Below are 18,649 nucleotides of genomic sequence, written 5' to 3'. Positions count from 1 at the left end.
GTATGCGTTTCACCATCAAGGCTAAACTGGCCGCGGGCTTCGGGATGATGATCATCCTGCTCGTCGGCATCGCAGGCCTGGGCGTCTACAGCCTGGCCAATCTCAATCAGGCCATGACCGACGTCCTGGCGGGGCCGGCGACGCGCCTCTCCAACTCCCAGGAGGCCAATATCCGCCTGCTGGAATCGGTCCGCGCTGAAAAGAACCTGATCTTGTCTAGCTCCGCCGAGGAGATGACGAACCATATCACGACGGGTGAAGAAGCCCGCGAAGCCCTGGCCGAGCTTTTGGCCAAGGGCGAAGAGAAGGCCAGCGCAACGGGCAAGCCTGACTGGCAGCGCCTGCAAACTCTGCTGGCGCGAATGACTGCGCTTGAATCCCGCATGGCTGAACTGGTGCGTACGGGGCAGTTGGCGGAGGCCCAGGCGCTTTCAAGCGGCGAGGCGCGCAGCGTCGCGGTCGAGATGACCGAACTGTTCCAAAAGATCGTCGAACGCAACCAAACTAGTATGGCTGAGGCTCAGACCAGCGCAGCCAAGCAGTATGCCGACACTCGCAATCTGGTGATCGCACTGACCCTGGCCGCTCTGGCCATCGCCGTGGCCTTCGCCCTGTGGATCGCCCTGGGCATCAGCGCCGGCCTGAGCCGACTGATGGTCGTGGCCGACGCCGTCGCCGTCGGCGATCTGGACGAGCGGGTCGAGATCAAGTCGAACGACGAGATCAAGGATCTGGTCAACGCCTTCAACCGGTTGACGGACAACCTGAGGGCCACCGCCTCTCTGGCCGACCAGATCGCCAACGGCGACCTGACGGTCCAGCCCAAGCCGCTGTCGGACAAGGACACTCTGGGCCTGTCGCTGCAATCGATGGTGGAGCGTCTGCGCGGCGTCGTCACTGACGCCCTGTCGGCCGCCGACAATGTCTCCTCGGGCAGCCAGGAACTGTCGGCCACCTCGGAGCAGATGAGCCAGGGCGCGACCGAACAGGCCGCCGCCGCCGAACAGGCCTCGGCCTCGATGGAAGAGATGGCGGCCAACATCAAACAGAACGCCGACAACGCCGCCCAGACCGAGAAGATCTCGCGCCAGTCGTCCAGGGACGCCGAGGCCAGCGGCGAGGCGGTCAACCGCGCCGTCGAGGCCATGCGCACCATCGCCGACAAGATCGGCATCGTGCAGGAGATCGCGCGTCAGACCGATCTGCTGGCCCTGAACGCGGCGGTCGAGGCCGCCCGCGCCGGGGAGCACGGCAAGGGCTTCGCCGTCGTCGCCTCGGAAGTGCGCAAGCTGGCCGAACGCAGCCAGACGGCCGCCGCCGAAATCGGCGCTGTGTCGGGCGACACGGTCAAGGCGGCCCAGGAAGCCGGCGAGATGCTGCAACGCCTGGTGCCGGACATCCGCAAGACCGCCGAACTGGTGTCCGAGATCAGCGCCGCCTGCCGCGAGCAGGACGTCGGCGCCAGCCAGATCAACGACGCCATCCAGCAACTGGACAAGGTGACCCAGCAGAACGCCGGCGCGTCCGAGCAGATGTCGGCCACCTCCGAGGAACTGGCGGCTCAGGCCGAGGAGCTTCAGACCTCGATCGCCTTCTTCCGCACCGATACCGCCGGCGCTCGCGGTCGTGCTCCGGCCCGTGCTCCGGCCCGCGCCTCGACCTTCAAGCCCGCCGCCAAGCCGGTCGCGCGCCCGGTCGCCAAGGCCGCTCCGGCCAAGCCCAGCGTCCACGCCCAGCAGGCCCGCGCCAAGGGCTTCGCCCTGGACCTGGCCGTCGGCGGCGCGGACGCCGAGGACATGGACTTCCGGGAGAGCGCCTGATGTCTCGCCCGGTCGAAGGTCAGGGGGCCGCAGAGGGCCAGTATGTCAGCTTCGGCCTGGGCGACGAGGTCTTCGCCGCCCCGGTCGGGCTGGTGCGGGAAATCCTGACCTATCAGCCCCCGTCGCGCATCCCCAATAGCCCCGACTATCTGCTGGGTCTGACGGATGTGCGAGGGCAGGGGGTGCCTACGGCGGATCTGCGGATCCGCTTGGGCATGGCGCCGACCGAGCCGACGCTGAACACCCGGATCCTGGTCTTGGACATCCCGCTGGAGGACCGGACCCTGAGCCTGGGTCTGGTCGCCGACCGGGTGTTCGAGGTCACGGCCTTCACCGCCGACCAGATCGAGCCGTCACCCGACATCGGCATCAAATGGCGCTCGGACTATATCTCCGGCGTCGTGCGACGGGATGACGGCTTCGTCGTCCTGATCGACCTGCCCCGGCTGCTGTCCAGCACCGACACAGTCTCTCTGGCGTCCTTTTCCCCCATTGACCGGGCGGCCTGACCGTCCCGGCCTAGTTCTCAGAAAGAGTACTACAATGCGCGCTACGATTAAGATGAAGCTGGCCGGGGCGTTCGCCGCCGTGCTGGCGATCTCCCTGATCCTGGGGATCGTGGGCGTCCTGAAGATGAGCAGCGTCAACGATCAGTCGACGATCATCGCCCAAAACTGGATGCCCAGCATCGACGCCATCCACCGTATCAATACGGCGACGTCGGATCTCCGAGCGCAGCAGTATGCGCATATCACATCGACCGATCCCGCACGAATGGCCGCGGTCGAGCAGGATATCGCCGCGACGCTGAACGCCATCAAAACTGACCGCCCGAAGTATGAAGCTCTGATCTCCTCCGACTCGGAGCGGGCGCTCTACGATCAGTTCGCGGACAAGTACGAAAACTATCTGCGGGATGGGGAGCGGATGCTCACCTTCTCGCGCGCCAATCAGAATGAGGCGGCCGCCCAGGCCATGCTGGACACCAAGCCCCTTTACGACGACATGTCGGCGGACCTGGTCAAACTGGTGAACCTCAACGTCGAAGGCGGCGCCGCCGCCAGCGCTGAAGGCGACAAGGTGTTCGCCGACGCGCGCACTCTGTTCATCGCTCTGGTCGTCGCCGGTCTGATCATCGGCGTGGTCGCAGCCTGGTGGATTTCGCGAACCGTCACCCTGGGCCTGCGTAAGGTCTCGACGGCCATCGACGCCGTCGCCATCGGCGACCTGAACCAGGATGTCGCAGTGACGACCAACGATGAGATCAAGGATCTGGTCGATACGGTCAATCGCATGACCGCCAACCTGAAGGCCACGGCCGCCATGGCGGACGAAATCGCCCAGGGCGACCTGAGCGTTCAGCCCAAGCCCCTGTCGGACAAGGACACCCTGGGTCTGTCCCTGCAACGCATGGTCGGCAATCTGAGAGCGACCGCGACGATGGCGGATGAGATCGCCAACGGCGACCTGAGCGTCCAGCCCAAGCCCATGTCGAACAAGGACACACTGGGGATTTCGCTGGAAAGGATGGTCGGCAACCTGAGAACCACGGCCGCAGTGGCGGACCAGATCGCCAACGGCGATCTGACGGTCCAGCCCAAGCCGCTGTCGGACAAGGACACTCTGGGCCTGTCGTTGCAATCGATGGTCGAGCGCCTGCGCGGCGTGGTCGGCGACGCCTTGTCGGCCGCCGACAATGTCTCCTCGGGCAGCCAGGAACTGTCGGCCACCTCGGAACAGATGAGCCAGGGTGCGACCGAACAGGCCGCCGCCGCCGAACAGGCCTCGGCCTCGATGGAAGAAATGGCCGCCAACATCAAACAGAACGCCGACAACGCCGCCCAGACCGAGAAGATCTCGCGTCAGTCGTCCAGGGACGCCGAGGCCAGCGGCGAGGCGGTCAACCGCGCCGTCGAGGCCATGCGCACTATCGCCGACAAGATCGGCATCGTGCAGGAGATTGCGCGTCAGACCGATCTGCTGGCCCTGAACGCGGCGGTCGAGGCCGCCCGCGCCGGGGAGCATGGCAAGGGCTTTGCTGTCGTCGCTTCGGAAGTGCGCAAACTGGCCGAACGCAGCCAGACGGCCGCCGCCGAAATCGGCGCGGTGTCGGGCGACACGGTCAAGGCGGCCCAGGAAGCCGGCGAAATGCTGCAACGCCTGGTGCCGGACATCCGCAAGACCGCCGAACTGGTGTCAGAGATCAGCGCCGCCTGCCGCGAGCAGGACGTCGGCGCCAGCCAGATCAACGACGCCATCCAGCAACTCGACAAGGTGACCCAGCAGAACGCCGGCGCGTCCGAGCAGATGTCGTCCACCTCCGAGGAACTGGCGGCTCAGGCTGAGGAGCTTCAGACCTCCATCGCCTTCTTCCGCACCGACTCCGCCCGGTCCTCCGCCCGCGCCTCGACCTTCAAGCCCGCCGCCAAGCCGGCTGGGCGCCCGGTCGCCAAGGCCGCCCCGGCCAAGCCGGCGGTTCACGCCCAGCAGGCCCGCGCCAAGGGCTTCGCCCTGGACATGGCCGTCGGCGGCGCGGACGCCGAGGACATGGACTTCCGGGAGAGCGCCTGATGGCTGAAGCCGTCAAGGGTCAGGGTGCAGCCGAGGGCCAGTATGTCGCCTTCGGCCTGGGTGACGAGGTCTTCGCCACCCCGGTCGGACTGGTGCGGGAAATCCTGACCTATCAGCCCCCGTCGCGCATCCCCAATAGCCCCGACTATCTGCTGGGCCTGACGGATGTGCGGGGGCAGGGGGTGCCTACGGCGGATCTTCGGATCCGCCTGGGCATGGCGCCGACCGAACCGACGCTGAACACCCGGATCCTGGTGCTGGACATCCCGCTGGAGGACCGGACCCTGAGCCTGGGTCTGGTCGCCGACCGGGTGTTCGAGGTGACGGCCTTCACCGCCGACCAGATCGAGCCGTCACCCGACATCGGCATCAAATGGCGTTCGGACTATATCTCCGGCGTCGTGCGACGGGACGACGGCTTCGTCGTCCTGATCGACCTGCCCCGGCTGCTGTCCAGCACCGACACAGTTTCTCTGGCGTCCTACTCCGACGTCGAACGCGCCGCCTGACGGTCGTTGAAGGTATTCTGAAAGAACATGGCCTTGTCACAAGCGGCGCTAGAACAGTCCGCCCCGATCGTCGATCAGATCAGCGCCCGCAATTTCGAGCGTCTGGCGCGCTATATCTACGACTACAGCGGCATCAAGATGCCCTCGTCGAAGCGGACCATGCTGGAGGGTCGGCTGCGGCGCCGTCTGCGCAACACCGGCCACGAAACCTTCGACGACTATTGCGACTATCTGTTCAAGGAAGACGGACTTGAGGCCGAGTCCGTCTTCCTGATCGACGCAGTGACGACGAACAAGACCGACTTCTTCCGCGAGCCGCGGCACTTCGACTATATGACCAGCCACGTTCTGCCTGAACTCAAGGCAGCGGGCGTGCGCCGGCTTCGCGCCTGGAGCGCCGCCTGTTCCATGGGGGCCGAGCCCTACACCATGGCCATGGTCATGCAGAAGTTCGCCGACGAACAGGGCGGACCCGATTATCAGATCCTGGGCACGGACCTGTCGACCGACGTGCTGGAGACGGCGCTGCGCGGGGTCTATCCCAGCGAGATGCTGACGCCTGTGCCGGCCGACATGCGGCGCTGGGTCATGACCGCGCGAGACGGCGCCCGCCGCGAGGGCCGAATCCATCCGTCATTGCGCGCGAAACTGTCCCTGGCGCGGGTCAACCTGATGGACGAGGCCTATTCGGTCGGCGATCCCTTCGATATGATTATGTGCCGTAACGTCATGATCTATTTCGACAAACAGACTCAGGCCAAGGTCCTGAAGCGTCTGTGTGACCGGTTGAAGCGCGGGGGCTATCTGTTCATCGGCCATTCCGAGAGTATCACCGGTATCGAACTGCCCCTGGTCACTGTGGCCAACACCGTCTTCAGAAAGACCTGATCCCATGCCCAAGGTTCGCGTCCTGGTCATCGACGACTCGGCCAGTGTGCGCCAGACCCTGGTCGATGTCCTTTCCGCCGATCCGGGCATCGAGGTCATGGGCGTAGCCTCTGACCCCTTCGTCGCCGCGCGGCGTATCGCCGAGGACGTGCCCGACGTCATCACTCTGGACGTCGAGATGCCGCGCATGGACGGCATCACCTTCCTGCGCAAGCTGATGGCTCAGCGGCCGATCCCGGTCGTCATGTGTTCGTCCCTGACCGAGGCCGGGTCCGAGACCTTGATGCAGGCGCTGGAAGCCGGCGCCGTCGACATCATCCTGAAGCCTCGCATCGGGGCGGCGGACCATCTGGCCGAGAGCGCCGACCGTATTCGCGACGTGGTCAAGGCCGCCGCGCGCGCGCGCCTGGGCGCGCGACGCACGACGACGCGGAGCCTGGATCCGGGCACCAAGCTGACCGCCGACGCCATGCTGCCGCCGCCGACGGGCGCGGCCATGGCCCGCACCACCGAAATGGTCGCGTGTCTGGGCGCCTCGACGGGCGGAACGGAGGCGCTGCGCGAGGTGTTGCAGGCCTTGCCTGCCAACGCCCCCGGAATCGTTATTGTTCAGCACATGCCGGCGGGCTTCACCGCCGCCTTTTCCAAGCGGCTCAACAGTCTGTGCGAGGTCGAGGTCAAGGAGGCCCAGCATGGCGATCCTGTCCTGCGCGGCCACGTCCTGATCGCGCCGGGCGACAAGCATATGCTGCTGGAACGCCAGGGCGCCCGCTATCAGGTGGCGATCAAGGATGGACCGCCCGTGTCGCGCCATCGCCCCTCTGTCGACGTCCTGTTCCGCTCCGCCGCCCGCGCGGCCGGCCGCAACGCCATGGGTGTGATCATGACGGGGATGGGCGACGACGGCGCTCGGGGTCTGCTTGAGCTGAAGGAGGCCGGCGCCACGACCTTGGCTCAGGACGAGGCGACTTCCATCGTCTTCGGCATGCCCAAGGAAGCCATCGCGCGCGGCGCCGCCCAGAAGGTGATGGCGCTGGAGCATATCGCCCGCGAGATCATGGCCGTAGATCGGTCTCGATAGACCGACGCCGAGGTTTGGGCGACGGGCGTCGCCCGCCGACGGACCTTTCCGATCCTAGAACAACCGCTCAGAACAGCAGGTCGTCGAACTCGTCGATCGCCTCGGCGGCCTCGGCCGGCGCGTCTGCCATCGCATCATCCTGCTGGGCCTCGATGCGGTCGGCCTCGCTGAAGACGGCGTGAGCCGCGTGGATGGTCCGCTCGCGCGCCATGGTGTAGCAGCGGCCGATCTCGGTCATGGCGGCGTCCACCACCCCGGCGATGTCCGTCAGGTCATCCACGACCGGTCCTGCCGCCGAAGCCAGGGCTATGGCGGCGGTATGCAGGGCGTCGCCCAGATCTTCCTTGAGGCCCAGTTGGTCGGCGGCCTGGGCCAGTGAATGTGCGGTCGCCTCGCCCTGGGCGCCCAGCCCGCCCAGATCCTGTTCGACCACGTCCGCGGCACGGCGCAGATCATCGTGCACGCGATTGAGGCGGCCTGCGTCGAGTTGGGCGCCTTCGGGCTCGCCTTCCGAAACGCTGTGAGCCAGTTCGGCCAGGGATTTCAGCGAGCCCAGGGTCTGGTCGGCGGCGTCTTCCAGATGGCTGGCGTGGCTGCTCAACTCAATGGCGATGACGCTCAGCGGCTTGCCGATTTCGCCCAGGCGGTTGCAGCGCAGACTGCTGTTGATCGCCATCTGCTGGATGTCGCGTTTGACCTTCTGGATCGCATCGACGCGCTGCGCCAGGGCTTCGACGGCCGAGACGGTCTCGCCGCTGATCCGCTGAGCATTGGTCATGGCCGCAGTGACGTCGTCGACCAGAAGGCCGGCGCGGCCGAGGCTGATCTCGAGATCGCGCAGGTCTCCGCCGTCGTCGGACAGACCGTGAATGACCATCAGCTGGGTCGTGTCCTTGGCCATGCCCGCCAGGTTCTGCGTCACCTTGGCGGCCTCGGCCTCAAAGTCGGTGGCGATGTCGGCCATCTGGTCGGCGACCATGTGCAGCAGTCGGCGCTCGGCGCGGTCACGGGCCTCGGGCGAGAGATCCGCCTCCGCCACGGTGCGGGCCGAGACCTGAATGCCCAGTTGGACGTGCTCGATCCGCTGACGGGTGATGTCGCCGATCTGCATGGCCATCAGGGCCTGTCCGACCTTCATCTGTATCTCGCGGGCGATGGCGGCGACCGAGGCCGCGACCTCGGCGATGCGAGCGTGATGGACGCGCAGGGTCTCAGCATCGACTGCCAGCTTGTCCGGCACGGCGGGGATCAGTTGCTTGTATTTTCCGCCCAGGCCCTGCTCGAACGTCAGAGCGCCGTCCAGCTGGTTGCGCAGGCGGGTCAGTTCGTCGGCCAGTTCGTCCAACTGGGACACGCCGAAATCCAGTTGTTGGCACATGCGGTCGGCGAAACCGGCAAACTCGTCCGCCCCCCTGATGGTCGATCCTGCGGTGATTTTCACATTCAGGGCGAAGGCGCGCAGATAGCGCAACGTCGTGCGCATCGAGTCGATATCGGTGTCCAGCAAGGCGCTGGCGGTTTTCAACTGGTCCAGATGGGCGACGCGTCGCTTCTGGGACTGCGGCAGGGCGTTGAGGCTCGAAGCTGTTGAAAGCAGGTCGTTGCTGGTGCGGGAAACCGAGTCGACGTTCAGCGTCAGACCCAGCCGGTCGAGCGCTTCGATCAAACCTCCGATCATTTCCAGCGAGCGGGCCAGACGCTCTCCGGCGTCGGAAAAGCGGCTCTCGACCCGCGCGCGAGCCGATTCAAGTTGGTCGGTGACGTCGGGGGCGACGATTGGGGCCCCGGTGAGAACCTGCGGCCTGTCGGAATCGAAGTGCTGAGCTTGCGCCTGCATGAACGGTCTCGTTCGGGAAGTCATGCCGGGAGATTATCCGCGACATGACAACCGTCGGTAAACGACGAGGAAAAACGGCTTGGTTTGGAGGCTGAACCCAAGATTCAGGCCCTGCGGGTCCGTGCGGTTGCGGTCGGATTCTGAATGGCCGAGGCTCTCCCGCGACGGCGGCGGTCGATCGCTGAGGCCTGGGCCAGCGTCAGGTCCGGATAGCGGCGTGCGGCGTGACGCACCTGCTCTACGAAACCGGGCAGCCAGGCGGCGACGGCTCCGCCGGCTCCGGCGAGGAAATCACCCACCGAAACGCTGCGGCCCGTGAAGAACTGCAATCCCTCGGCGGCGAGGGCGGCCGCGATGACGAAGATCACCAGATCGTCGCGGCGGCGGCTCGGCGCAATGAGGAAGAGGCCGACCGCCAGGGCGTAGAAGGCGATGGCGTGCGCCGCCTTGTCGGTCAGGCCGAACACCTGCTCCAGGCCCTGGAACGGGCCGAGCATCAGAACCCCCATGCCTGCCGCGGCGAAGACGAACAGCAGGCGGGCGGCGATGATGATGCGGCGCGACGTGAGCATGGGGGAAGGTCGTCCAGGACGGTGAGATGACGTCATCCTGCCCAGGCCTCCCCAAGATGCGGTGAAGCGATATGCTGAACCGTTTACGAACGCCGCCGTGTTGCCCGCCTCAGGGCAGGCGGGACCAGGCGATGGCGTGAACCTTGTCGCGCCCGAGAACGGCGGCCAGGGGGTCTGTGGTGAACAAGCCCGCGATGGCGGGATCGCGAACGTTCAGTCCGCCGGTGAAGGCGCCGAAGGCGGGCAGGATCAGCCGTGACCCGTCGGTGACGAAACAGGGGCGTCGCACGCCGCGACCATAGCCCACGACGCGGGCTGCGGGATGGAGATGGCCTGCGACCTCGCCGTGACGGTCGTCGTCCGCTGTCGGCGCCTCGGGTTCGTGGGTCAGCCTCAACCTCCCCAGGGTCAGGTCGCCGACGATCCGACCGGGCAGGGCGGATGACAGGCCGGCCTGGCTCGCCAGGGCGTCGCGGTCGTGATTGCCCTCCAGCCACAGCCAGTCTCGTCCGGCGGAGAGCCGGTCCAGTCGGGCTCGATCTTCGGCGGCCATCCGTCCAATGGCTCTCGTGTCATGGAAGCTGTCGCCTAGAAGGACGACCAGGGCTGGGTCGAGGTCGGCGATCTCCGCCTCCAACCGGTCCAGGGTGGCGCGGCTGTCGTAGGGCGGCAGCATCTGTCCGCGGGCGGCGAAGGCCGAGCCCTTCTCGAGGTGCAGATCCGCGGCGATCAGGGCGCGGTGGGCTGGAAGCCACAGGGCGCCGGAACAGCGCAGCACGCAGGTCTCGCCCGCGATCTGGACCCGCAACGAACCGCAGGGCTTGCGGGCGGGGGACAGGGTTTGGCGCAGGGCGGCGTTCATGCCGCGTCCTCGTCCATGACTTCGGCGATCAGATGTTCCGCGCTCTCGTCCAGGATCATTTCCGCAGCGTCGCCGCCGACCCGCTCGCGGCCGATCTGGACCAGGACCGGCACGCAGAAGGGGGAAGGGCGCGTCAGCGGCTGATGCCGGATCCGGCCCTCGATCCGCGCCAGCATCTGGCCCAGCCGCGCCACGTCCAGCAGACCGGAGGCGGCGTCGGCGCGGGCGGTCTTCAGCAGCAGATGATCGGGTTGATGGCGGCGCAGCACGTCGTAGATCAGGTCGGTGGAGAAGGTCACTTGCCGCCCGGTCTTCTCGGCGCCCGGTTGACGACGTTCGATCAAGCCAGAGATCAGGGCGCAGTTGCGGAAAGAGCGCTTCATCATGAAGCTTTCCTCGAGCCAGGCTTCCAGGTCGTCGCCCAGCATGTCGGACTGGAACAGGGCGTCCAGGTCGATCTGGTCCATCGGCTTGATCGACCAGATAGCCAGGGAATAGTCGGTGACGACAAAGCCCAGCGGCCCGACGCCCAGCCGGTCCAGCCGCCGGGTCAGCAGCATGCACAGGGTGGTGTGGGCCAGATTGCCCTCGAACGGATAGGCGACCAGGAAATGCCGGCTGCCGCGCGGGAAGGTCTCGACCAGCATGGATCCGGCGTCGGGAATGGCGGATCGTTCGGCCTGGAGCTCCAGCCATTCCTGAACATCAGGCGGCAGGACGCGCCAGTGATCGGGGTCCTGAACCATGGTGCGCACCCGGTCGGCCAGGGAGGTGGACAGGGGAAATTTGGACCCGCCCCAGGACGGGATCTTGGGCTCCTTGTCATTGGCGTGGCTGACCAGGGCGTCGGTCCCGACAATGCCTTGAAACGCCCAGACCTGGCCCGCGAACAGGAAGGTGTCGCCGGGCGTCAGCTGTTCGAAATACCATTCCTCGGCCTCGCCCACCTTGCGGCCCGCGACCAGCTGGCGCGAGGCCCCGCCGCGACGGCCGGCGACGCGCACGTTCAGGGTTCCCGCTGAGACGATAGCGCCGACATTCATCCGGTGCCGCTGGGCGATGTGCTGGTTGCGCACCTTCCAGCGGCCGTCCGGCGTGCGGACGATGCGGGCGAACCGGTCGTAGGTGCGAAGCGCATAGCCGCCGGTGGCGACGAAATCGACCACCTCCTCGAACTGCTCCCAGGTCAGGTCGCGATAGGGACCGCAGCCTGTGATTTCGTCATACAGGGCCTGCATGTCGAAGGCCTCGGAACAGGCGACGCCCATGATGTGCTGGGCCAGCGTGTCCAGCGTGCCGATATGGATCGGCTCCCAGTCGAAGGCGTTGTCGGCCACCGCCTCGCGCGCCGCCTGGCATTCCAGCATCTCGAACCGGCTGGCCGGCACCAGAAGGGCGCGCGAGGGCTCGTCCAGCCGGTGATTGGCGCGGCCGATCCGCTGGACCAGACGGCTTGAGCCCTTGGGCGCGGCCATCTGGATGACCAGGTCCACATCGCCCCAGTCGATGCCCAGGTCGAGGGTCGAGGTGCAGACTACGGCCCGCAGATCGCCGCGCGCCATGGCCGCCTCGACCTTGCGCCTCTGCTCCGCCGCGAGCGAGCCGTGGTGCAGGCCGATCGGCAGATTGTCGTCGTTGATCGCCCAGAGCTGCTGGAAGACGAACTCGGATTGCCAGCGGGTGTTGACGAAGATCAGGGCCAGACCCGCACGCTGGATGGTGGCGTAGACCTCGGGAATGGCGTGCTGTCCGGTGTGGCCGGCCCAGGGGACCTTGCCCTCGGAGATCAGGACATCGATCACGGCCGGCGCGCCGGGGTCGCCCTTGACGAGCACGACTCCTTCTCCCCTTGCGGGAGAAGGTGGGCCCGAAGGGCTCGGATGAGGGGTCGGTTCGGCCTCGACGGCGGGCGCCGGTACGTTCGGAAGCAACCCCACATCCGTCTCGCTGCGCGAGCTGCCTTCTCCCGCAAGGGGAGAAGGAAGTCTCGGCGCCAGCCACCCCCGGATCAGGTTCGGGTCTTCGATAGTCGCGCTAAGACCCACACGGCGCATCCCCGGCGAGAAGCTTTGCAGCCGCCCCAGCCCCAGCGACAGCAGGTCCCCACGCTTGCCGCTCCAGATCGCGTGGACCTCGTCCAGCACGACGCATTTCAGGTCGGCGAAATAGGACCGCGCCCCTTCCCAGGCGCAGAACAGAGCCAGTTGTTCGGGCGTGGTCAGCAGGATGTCCGGCGGGAAGTCACGCTGGCGCTGGCGCTTGGACTGTTTGGTGTCGCCCGTTCGGGTTTCGACATGGATGTTCAGCCCGATCTCGCGGATCGGGGTCATCAGATTGCGCTCGACGTCGGTGGTCAGGGCCTTCAGCGGCGACAGATAAAGGGTGTGGACGCCCGACCCCGGTCCCGTCTGCGGCTTGGGGCCGCGTTCCGCCAGGTCGATCAGACTGGGCAGAAACCCGGCCAGGGTCTTGCCCCCGCCGGTCGGCGCGACCAGCAGGGCGTGCGCGCCTGCTTGGCCGGCAGCGACCATCTCCAGCTGATGGCGCCGAGGCGACCAGCCGCGCTTAGCGAACCAGTCGGCGAACAGGGGAGGAAGCGTCGTCATCCGCTCCACGGCGACAGCAGGCGGCAGCCGCTGTGTTCGAAGTGGCGGGTGTTGCGGGTGACGAGGGTCAGATCGTGGACCAGGGCGGTCGCCGCGATCAGTTCGTCGATCACGCCGGGCGTCAGGCCCTGCCTCCGATGTGCGTCGCTGACGGCGCCCCATCGCCGCGCGACGTCGATATCGACGGGCAGGATCCGCTTTCGATAGACCGACAGGATCAGATCCCGCCGCTTCGAAAGCTCGGCGCGCTTTGGACTTTCAGGCAGGTTCAGAATGCCGCGATCCATCTCGCCCAGTAGAAGAACGCTTAGAAAAATTCCCTCTTGCCGGTCCGCAGTTTCCGCCTGCTGGTCGTGCCACGCCATGAAGCCGGGATCGGGGCGAGGCTTGCCCAGTTCGCTGATGGCGTTGGTGTCGAGCAGAAACCTCAAAAATCAGCCTCGCGCGCCGGCCGAGGGTCGCGGGTAAGATCGACGTCAGACCAGTCCATGCCACGGAGAATCTCCAGCATGGTCGGTTTGCGCTTCTGCATCTCCTGGAAACGATTCAGGGGGATCACGACCAAAGGATCGTGGCCTTCAACCTCCAGCCTTTGAGGGCCGTCAGTCTCGACACGAGCGGCGAGCGCTTCCAACCACGCATCGGGATCAATCGGCTTGTTCACGGCGATCTCCTCGTTCGGACGACATATAGAGCCACAAGACGCGCGAGACCAGATGTTCCCGTTCCGTTTCGCGGTCGTCGTCGCTATGTTGAGGCTGTGTCCGACGAATCCGTCATTGAAGAATCCCACGTGAACAGCGCCGAGCCCTGGCTCGACCTTCCGCCGGCGCTCGCCACCCCGCCGGGGGCGGGGGCGGTGTGCGATGAGGCGGGGGCGAGGAAGATTGGGCGGGGGGCGGCCGAAGGGTTGTTCACCGGCGGGCGGGTGCTGGTGGCCCATGCGTCGCTGACGGCGCGGCGGCTGGGACTGACGCCGCCGCCTCGGTCGGGCGAACTGATGGATGTGCTGGAGCTGTACGCCTTCGTGCGGCCGGCGCAGTTCTGTGCGCCTTCGCCGACAGGGCTGGCCCTGTCGCTGGGGCTGTCGGAGCCGAAGTCGCCCGAGGCGCAGGCGGCGGTATTGCGCGAGGCGGCGGCCGTGCTGCTGCGCGAACTGGCGGCGGCCGCCTATCCTGAACGCGAGGCCGCCTATGTGCTGGCCCTGACCCTGCAACGCGCCGGCTGGGCCTGGGGCGAGCGGGTGGTGCAGGCGCTGGAGGCGGGCGGGGTGCGGGCCCGTCAGCATCGCGGGTCCGGCCTGGACGTCTGGAGCCGACTGACGGAGTGGGAGGACGAAGCGCCGCGCGGCGAGGCGGGATCGGCGCCGGTCGACAGCGAGAGCGCGCGCATCCGGCTGGCCAAACTGTTGCAGGCTTCGGGGTTGGACGAGACACGGCCGACCCAGTCCGACTATGCCGCCGAGGCTGCCTTCGCCTTTTCGCCGCGTAACGAGGAGGGGCGGCCGCGGGTGCTGTTGGCTGAGGCGGGGACCGGCACGGGCAAGACCCTGGGCTATCTGGCGCCGGCCTCGCTGTGGGCTGAGCGGAACCAGGGGGCGGCCTGGATCTCGACCTATACGCGGGCTCTGCAACGCCAGATCGACCGCGAGAGCCAGTCGCTGTGGCCCGATCCGGAGGAGCGGCGCAAGAAGACCGTGATCCGCAAGGGGCGTGAGAACTATCTGTGCGTTCTCAATCTTCAGGACATGGTCCAGGCGGCCCAGTTGGGGAATGGCGACCTGATCGGCCTGGCCCTGGCGGGGCGCTGGGCCGTGCATACGCGCGACGGGGACATGACCGGCGGGGATTTTCCCGGCTGGCTGCCCGGCCTGTTCGCCATGCCGCCCGCCCATGCGGCGGGGGCGGCCAATCTGGTGGACCGGCGCGGCGAGTGCGTCCACGCCGCCTGTCCTCATTATCGCAGCTGTTTCGTCGAGAAGACCATCCGCGCCAGCCGCCGGGCGGACCTGGTCATCGCCAATCATGCCCTGGTGCTGACCCAGGCGGCGTTCGACGGCGCGCGCTCGGCCCGGGGCCAGAAGCAGGACGGCGAGACGGCGGCCTTGAAACGCATCGTCTTTGACGAGGGCCACCACCTGTTCGACGCCGCCGACAGCGCCTTTTCCGCCTGTCTGTCGGGGCAGGAGGCGGCTGAGTTGCGTCGCTGGATCCGCGGTCCGGAAGGGCGAGGCCGGCGCGGGCGCGGCCTGGAGCAGCGGCTGGGCGACATGGTCGGGGACAATGAGGCGGCGCTGAAGGCCTTGCAGGACGCCATACGCGCCTCGGCCGCGCTGCCGGGTGAGGGCGTGTCGGGCCGGGTCGCTCCGGCGTCGGGCGAGGTCAATCCGATCGGTCCTATCGAGGCCTTCCTGGCGGCCGCCCTGGATCAGTTGCGCGCGCGCACGGCCGAGAACAGTCCGTATGGCGGCGCGGAGTTCGGCATGGAGTGTTCACTCAAGCCGGTGACCGATCCGGTGGCGGAGACGGCGCGGGCGGCGGCCCAGGCTCTGGCCGCCATCGAGGCGCCCCTGCTGGCCCTGTCGCGGCATCTGGAGGATATTCTGGATGACGAGGCGGCCGAGCTGGACGGGTCGCAGCGGTCGCGGATCGAGGGCGCGTTGCGCGGGCTGGACCGGCGCGCACGGATGACTTTGCCGGGCTGGCGCTCGATGCTGGCGGCGCTGGAGGACGGCGGGGACGAGCCTGACCCGGATTTTGTCGACTGGCTGTCGGCAGAGACCGCTTTCGGCCGCATTCACGATGTGGCCCTGCGCCGCCACTGGATCGACCCGACCGTGCCGCTGGAGGCGGCGGTGATCGCGCCGTCGCACGGGGTGCTGGTCACCTCCGCCACCCTGTCCGACCCTTTGCAGGAGGACCCGTTCGATCTGGCGCGTTTGCGGACCGGCTCGGCCCGGCTGATCGAGCCGCCGCGCACCCTGAAGGTCGAGAGCCCGTTCGACTATGCGGCCAATAGCCGGGTCATCGTCGTCAACGATCTGGTCAAGGACGATCCGCGCCAGACGGCGGCGGCGATGCGCGAGCTGTTTCTGGCCGCCGGCGGCGGGGGGCTGGGCCTGTTCACCGCCATTCGCCGGTTGAAGGCGGTCTATGAGCGGCTGGGGCCGGATCTGGCCAGGGCGGGGGTGCCGCTGTACGCGCAACACGTCGATCCGCTGGAGGTCGGCGCTCTGGTCGACATGTTCCGGGTCGAAGAGAACGCCTGTCTGCTGGGCACGGACGCGGTGCGGGACGGGGTGGATGTGCCGGGGCGGTCGTTGCGCGTGCTGGCGTTTGACCGCGTGCCCTGGCCGCGGCCGGACCTGCTGCACAAGGCGCGGCGCGAACGGCTGGGCGGCCAGTTCTCCCAGGGCAAGGGATATGACGACGCCCTGGCCCGCGCCCGCATCGCCCAGGCCTTCGGGCGGCTGATCCGGCGCGGGGACGACAAGGGGGTGTTCCTGATGCTGGACGCCGCCACTCCGACACGGCTGTTCGCCAGCCTGCCGCCGGGGACCGAGGTCCAACGGATGGGCCTGGCCGATGCGGTGGCTCTGACCCGCAGTTTCTTGAACCCCGAGACTTGAGATGTCGAAGACTACGCCTGCGACCGTCGCCCTGACCAAGGCGGGTATCGCCTTCGAACTGTTCGCCTATGACTATGATCCCGACGCGCCGCGCGTGGGCTTGCAGGCGGCCCAGGCTTTGGGAATGGCCCCGGAACAGGTGTTCAAAACCCTGATGACCCTCGTGGACGGAGCGCCTGCCTGCGCCATCGCGCCGTCGGACTGCGAGGTCAGCATGAAGAAGTTGGCGGCCGCCGTCGGCGGCAAGTCGGCGCAGATGATGAAGCCTGCCGATGCGGAACGGCTGACGGGGTACAAGGTCGGCGGCGTCAGCCCCTTTGGACAACGCAAGACCGTGCCGACGGTGATGGACGAGACGGCCGTTCTGTTCGATCAGATATTGATCAACGGCGGTCAGCGCGGGCTGTTGCTGGGCATAGCGCCTGAAGCGGCGGCCCGGGCGGCGGGAGCCAGGCTGGTCGATATCACGGCCTGAACGCCTTGGGCGACCGTCGTACCTTGGGGTATAGTCGTCTCGACCCTGGAGTTTGAATGACTGAAGCACCGACCCAGCGACACAGCCGCGCGGGCCTCTACGCCCCCTTCATCATCGCGCTGATCGCCCTGGCCGGCTGGACAGGGTGGTGGTTCTATCTGACGCGCCAGATCGACAAGGGGCTGGAAGCCCAGGCGGTGACGATGCGCCAGGCGGGCTGGGACGTGCGCTACGCCGACAAGCGGATCGTCGGCTGGCCGTTCCGCGCCAATGTGAAACTGACCCAGGTGACGATCGCGGCTCCGTCCGGTCATGCCGTCGCAGCGCCTGAATTGAACGCCGAGGCCAACGCCTATCAGCCGACCAAATGGGTCGTCGTGGCCCCGGAAGGCCTGACCCTGACCCGCGCCGGCAAGGGCAAGGTGGCGGTCAGGGGCGACGCCATCCGCATGAGCGCCAGCGGCATCGATCAACGCTGGCCCAATCTGGCGCTGGAGCTGGTCAATCCGGTCTTCACCGCCCAGGCCGACGGCGAACCCTTCCCCATCGCTCGCGCGGCGCGGATCGAATTCTATTCCCGGCCCCATCTGGAAGGCTCCACGACCCCGAGCGACGACATCGACGTGATGTTCCGTCTGGTGGACGGTCAGGGACGGCGCGACGGTCCGGTCGAGGGGTTCGCCCAGGACGGCCAACTGACCACCCAACTGGAGGCCACCATCGGTCGGGCCGACTTGCTGAAGCTCGGGGATGCGGCCGGGGTCTTCTCACAATGGACCAAGGGCGGGGGGACGTTCCGCAAGGTGCGGGGCGATCTTCAGGCGGGCGACAGTCGCGCCACCCTGAGCAGCGAGGTGCTGCGCGCCGATGCGAACGGACGGCTGACCGGCGAGGTGGCCTTGCAGTCGCGCAAGCCCTTGCCGGCCTTGTCCGGGCTGCTGGAGACGCGCCAGGGGCCGGTGAACCGGGTCGGGGCCGCCGGCGCGGCTGCGGTCGCGGGGGCGGCCGACGCCGCCGGGCGCGAAGACATGGCTCTGACCATCATCTTCCGGGACGGCCGCACCTGGCTGGGGCCCTTCCCCCTGGCCCCGGCGCCCAAGCTGTTCTGATGGGGCTGCTGGAAGAACCTCAGGATGACGCCGTCCTGTCGGGGCTGGATCGGGCGGTGGTCGAGGCTGTCCGGGCCAGGGTCGCCGCCGGTCCGCGCGACCGGTTCGACGCTGGGGTTCTGGCTCTGCGCGAGCTGACGGCGGACGCCGGATCTGTCGAACGGGCGGCGTTGAAAGCCGTGTGGGGACGGATCGAGGCGGCGACGGGGCCGGCGCTGGTGACATGCGGTGGTCTGGCCCAGGCCCTGGCGACTGACCGCTATGGTCTCGGCGCCCGCCCCCTGTCCGCTGACGACGCCCTAAAGGCGGTTGAAGGCGGATCGCGCGCCTTGCTCGATCTGACTTTGGATCGGCCCTGGTGGGGACGGCTGCTGGCGCGTCCCGAAATGAAGATCGTCGCCGCCCTGCCCGACGACGGCCGGGCGCGGCCCCAGGCCTTTCTGGTGTCCAAGGAAACTTCGGGACCGACCGGCGACGACCGCACCTTCTGGGTCACAGACAGCGGCTGGTCTGACGCCAAGATCGTGGAAGCTCTGGGCGAGGCCGGGCTGATCGCCGATCCCCTTGCGGCGGCGGGCGGCTTGAAGCTGTTCGTGTTGACGGGCTATGTGCAGGCCGAGGACGGACGGCTGATCAACGCCCCCGGCCGATTGACCGGCGTCATCGGCGCCGCCCCCATCTTCTGAGTTCA

16 protein-coding genes are annotated in these 18,649 nt (G+C 67.5%); 10 read left to right on the top strand and 6 right to left on the bottom strand.

Annotation, left to right across the window (positions count from 1 at the left end):
- The first annotated feature begins 2 nt into the window (after positions 1 to 2).
- The 6 genes from ACW177_RS15450 to ACW177_RS15425 are packed head-to-tail and all read left to right on the top strand — an operon-like array spanning position 3 to position 6,869.
- Positions 3 to 1,820, top strand: coding sequence for a methyl-accepting chemotaxis protein (locus ACW177_RS15450; RefSeq protein WP_492026556.1), 1,818 nt, complete (start codon positions 3 to 5; stop codon positions 1,818 to 1,820).
- Positions 1,820 to 2,329 (top strand): chemotaxis protein CheW, encoded by a 510-nt coding sequence (locus tag ACW177_RS15445; RefSeq protein ID WP_492026555.1) that lies wholly within the window; start codon positions 1,820 to 1,822, stop codon positions 2,327 to 2,329. The genes ACW177_RS15450 and ACW177_RS15445 overlap by 1 nt, the downstream gene beginning before the upstream one ends.
- A 34-nt stretch (positions 2,330 to 2,363) precedes the next feature.
- A complete protein-coding gene (locus tag ACW177_RS15440) occupies positions 2,364 to 4,391 on the top strand; it encodes a HAMP domain-containing methyl-accepting chemotaxis protein (RefSeq protein WP_492026554.1) in 2,028 nt (675 codons plus the stop codon).
- Positions 4,391 to 4,900, top strand: coding sequence for a chemotaxis protein CheW (locus ACW177_RS15435; protein ID WP_492026553.1), 510 nt, complete (start codon positions 4,391 to 4,393; stop codon positions 4,898 to 4,900). Before ACW177_RS15440 ends, ACW177_RS15435 begins: the two co-directional genes overlap by 1 nt.
- 27 nt (positions 4,901 to 4,927) lie before the next feature.
- Positions 4,928 to 5,788, top strand: a complete 861-nt coding sequence (locus ACW177_RS15430; protein ID WP_492026552.1) for a CheR family methyltransferase — start codon at positions 4,928 to 4,930, stop codon at positions 5,786 to 5,788.
- 4 nt (positions 5,789 to 5,792) lie between these two features.
- Entirely contained in the window at positions 5,793 to 6,869 is a 1,077-nt protein-coding gene (locus tag ACW177_RS15425) for a protein-glutamate methylesterase/protein-glutamine glutaminase (protein WP_492026551.1), read from the top strand.
- A 67-nt stretch (positions 6,870 to 6,936) separates the two neighbouring features.
- Here the strand turns inward: ACW177_RS15425 and ACW177_RS15420 are convergent, their stop codons facing one another.
- The 6 genes from ACW177_RS15420 to ACW177_RS15395 all read right to left on the bottom strand — a co-directional run bounded on the left by ACW177_RS15420 (position 6,937) and on the right by ACW177_RS15395 (position 13,410).
- Positions 6,937 to 8,706: a hypothetical protein gene (locus tag ACW177_RS15420; RefSeq protein WP_492026550.1), complete on the bottom strand. Its 1,770-nt coding sequence runs from the start codon at positions 8,704 to 8,706 to the stop codon at positions 6,937 to 6,939.
- A gap of 104 nt (positions 8,707 to 8,810) precedes the next feature.
- A complete protein-coding gene (locus ACW177_RS15415; protein ID WP_492026549.1) occupies positions 8,811 to 9,278 on the bottom strand; it encodes a VanZ family protein in 468 nt (155 codons plus the stop codon).
- A 109-nt stretch (positions 9,279 to 9,387) separates the two neighbouring features.
- Complete coding sequence (gene pdeM / locus ACW177_RS15410; protein ID WP_492026548.1) at positions 9,388 to 10,140, bottom strand: ligase-associated DNA damage response endonuclease PdeM; 753 nt, start codon at positions 10,138 to 10,140, stop codon at positions 9,388 to 9,390.
- Positions 10,137 to 12,746, bottom strand: coding sequence for a ligase-associated DNA damage response DEXH box helicase (locus ACW177_RS15405; RefSeq protein ID WP_492026547.1), 2,610 nt, complete (start codon positions 12,744 to 12,746; stop codon positions 10,137 to 10,139). Before ACW177_RS15405 ends, pdeM begins: the two co-directional genes overlap by 4 nt.
- A complete protein-coding gene (locus ACW177_RS15400; RefSeq protein ID WP_492026546.1) occupies positions 12,743 to 13,177 on the bottom strand; it encodes a type II toxin-antitoxin system VapC family toxin in 435 nt (144 codons plus the stop codon). Before ACW177_RS15400 ends, ACW177_RS15405 begins: the two co-directional genes overlap by 4 nt.
- A complete protein-coding gene (locus tag ACW177_RS15395) occupies positions 13,174 to 13,410 on the bottom strand; it encodes a hypothetical protein (RefSeq protein ID WP_492026545.1) in 237 nt (78 codons plus the stop codon). Before ACW177_RS15395 ends, ACW177_RS15400 begins: the two co-directional genes overlap by 4 nt.
- 129 nt (positions 13,411 to 13,539) lie before the next feature.
- Here ACW177_RS15395 and ACW177_RS15390 point away from each other — a divergent pair, with 129 nt between their 5' ends.
- From ACW177_RS15390 to ACW177_RS15375, 4 genes are read left to right on the top strand one after another with little or no spacing between them, the layout of a single operon-like run.
- Positions 13,540 to 16,374 (top strand): ATP-dependent DNA helicase, encoded by a 2,835-nt coding sequence (locus ACW177_RS15390; protein WP_492026544.1) that lies wholly within the window; start codon positions 13,540 to 13,542, stop codon positions 16,372 to 16,374.
- 1 nt (position 16,375) lies between these two features.
- On the top strand, positions 16,376 to 16,849 hold the full coding sequence (gene ybaK, locus ACW177_RS15385; RefSeq protein ID WP_492026543.1) for a Cys-tRNA(Pro) deacylase: 474 nt from the start codon (positions 16,376 to 16,378) through the stop codon (positions 16,847 to 16,849).
- Positions 16,850 to 16,905: 56 nt separating this feature from the next.
- Entirely contained in the window at positions 16,906 to 17,958 is a 1,053-nt protein-coding gene (locus ACW177_RS15380; RefSeq protein ID WP_492026542.1) for a DUF2125 domain-containing protein, read from the top strand.
- Entirely contained in the window at positions 17,958 to 18,644 is a 687-nt protein-coding gene (locus tag ACW177_RS15375; protein ID WP_492026541.1) for a hypothetical protein, read from the top strand. The genes ACW177_RS15380 and ACW177_RS15375 overlap by 1 nt, the downstream gene beginning before the upstream one ends.
- Positions 18,645 to 18,649 lie beyond the last annotated feature (5 nt).

The organism is Brevundimonas sp. AVps23W, assembly GCF_058681395.1.
The sequence above is the reverse complement of the archived record's forward strand: the minus strand, read 5'-3'. Positions and strand labels throughout refer to the sequence as shown.

Coding starts and splice junctions, on each gene's coding strand:
- ACW177_RS15440 (WP_492026554.1), top strand. CDS start 2,364: ATGCGCGCTACGATTAAGATGAAGCTGGCCGGGGCGTTCGCCGCCGTG.
- ACW177_RS15375 (WP_492026541.1), top strand. CDS start 17,958: ATGGGGCTGCTGGAAGAACCTCAGGATGACGCCGTCCTGTCGGGGCTG.
- ACW177_RS15445 (WP_492026555.1), top strand. CDS start 1,820: ATGTCTCGCCCGGTCGAAGGTCAGGGGGCCGCAGAGGGCCAGTATGTC.
- ACW177_RS15380 (WP_492026542.1), top strand. CDS start 16,906: ATGACTGAAGCACCGACCCAGCGACACAGCCGCGCGGGCCTCTACGCC.
- ACW177_RS15435 (WP_492026553.1), top strand. CDS start 4,391: ATGGCTGAAGCCGTCAAGGGTCAGGGTGCAGCCGAGGGCCAGTATGTC.
- pdeM (WP_492026548.1), bottom strand. CDS start 10,140: ATGAACGCCGCCCTGCGCCAAACCCTGTCCCCCGCCCGCAAGCCCTGC.
- ACW177_RS15425 (WP_492026551.1), top strand. CDS start 5,793: ATGCCCAAGGTTCGCGTCCTGGTCATCGACGACTCGGCCAGTGTGCGC.
- ACW177_RS15420 (WP_492026550.1), bottom strand. CDS start 8,706: ATGCAGGCGCAAGCTCAGCACTTCGATTCCGACAGGCCGCAGGTTCTC.
- ACW177_RS15450 (WP_492026556.1), top strand. CDS start 3: ATGCGTTTCACCATCAAGGCTAAACTGGCCGCGGGCTTCGGGATGATG.
- ACW177_RS15415 (WP_492026549.1), bottom strand. CDS start 9,278: ATGCTCACGTCGCGCCGCATCATCATCGCCGCCCGCCTGCTGTTCGTC.
- ybaK (WP_492026543.1), top strand. CDS start 16,376: ATGTCGAAGACTACGCCTGCGACCGTCGCCCTGACCAAGGCGGGTATC.
- ACW177_RS15405 (WP_492026547.1), bottom strand. CDS start 12,746: ATGACGACGCTTCCTCCCCTGTTCGCCGACTGGTTCGCTAAGCGCGGC.
- ACW177_RS15430 (WP_492026552.1), top strand. CDS start 4,928: ATGGCCTTGTCACAAGCGGCGCTAGAACAGTCCGCCCCGATCGTCGAT.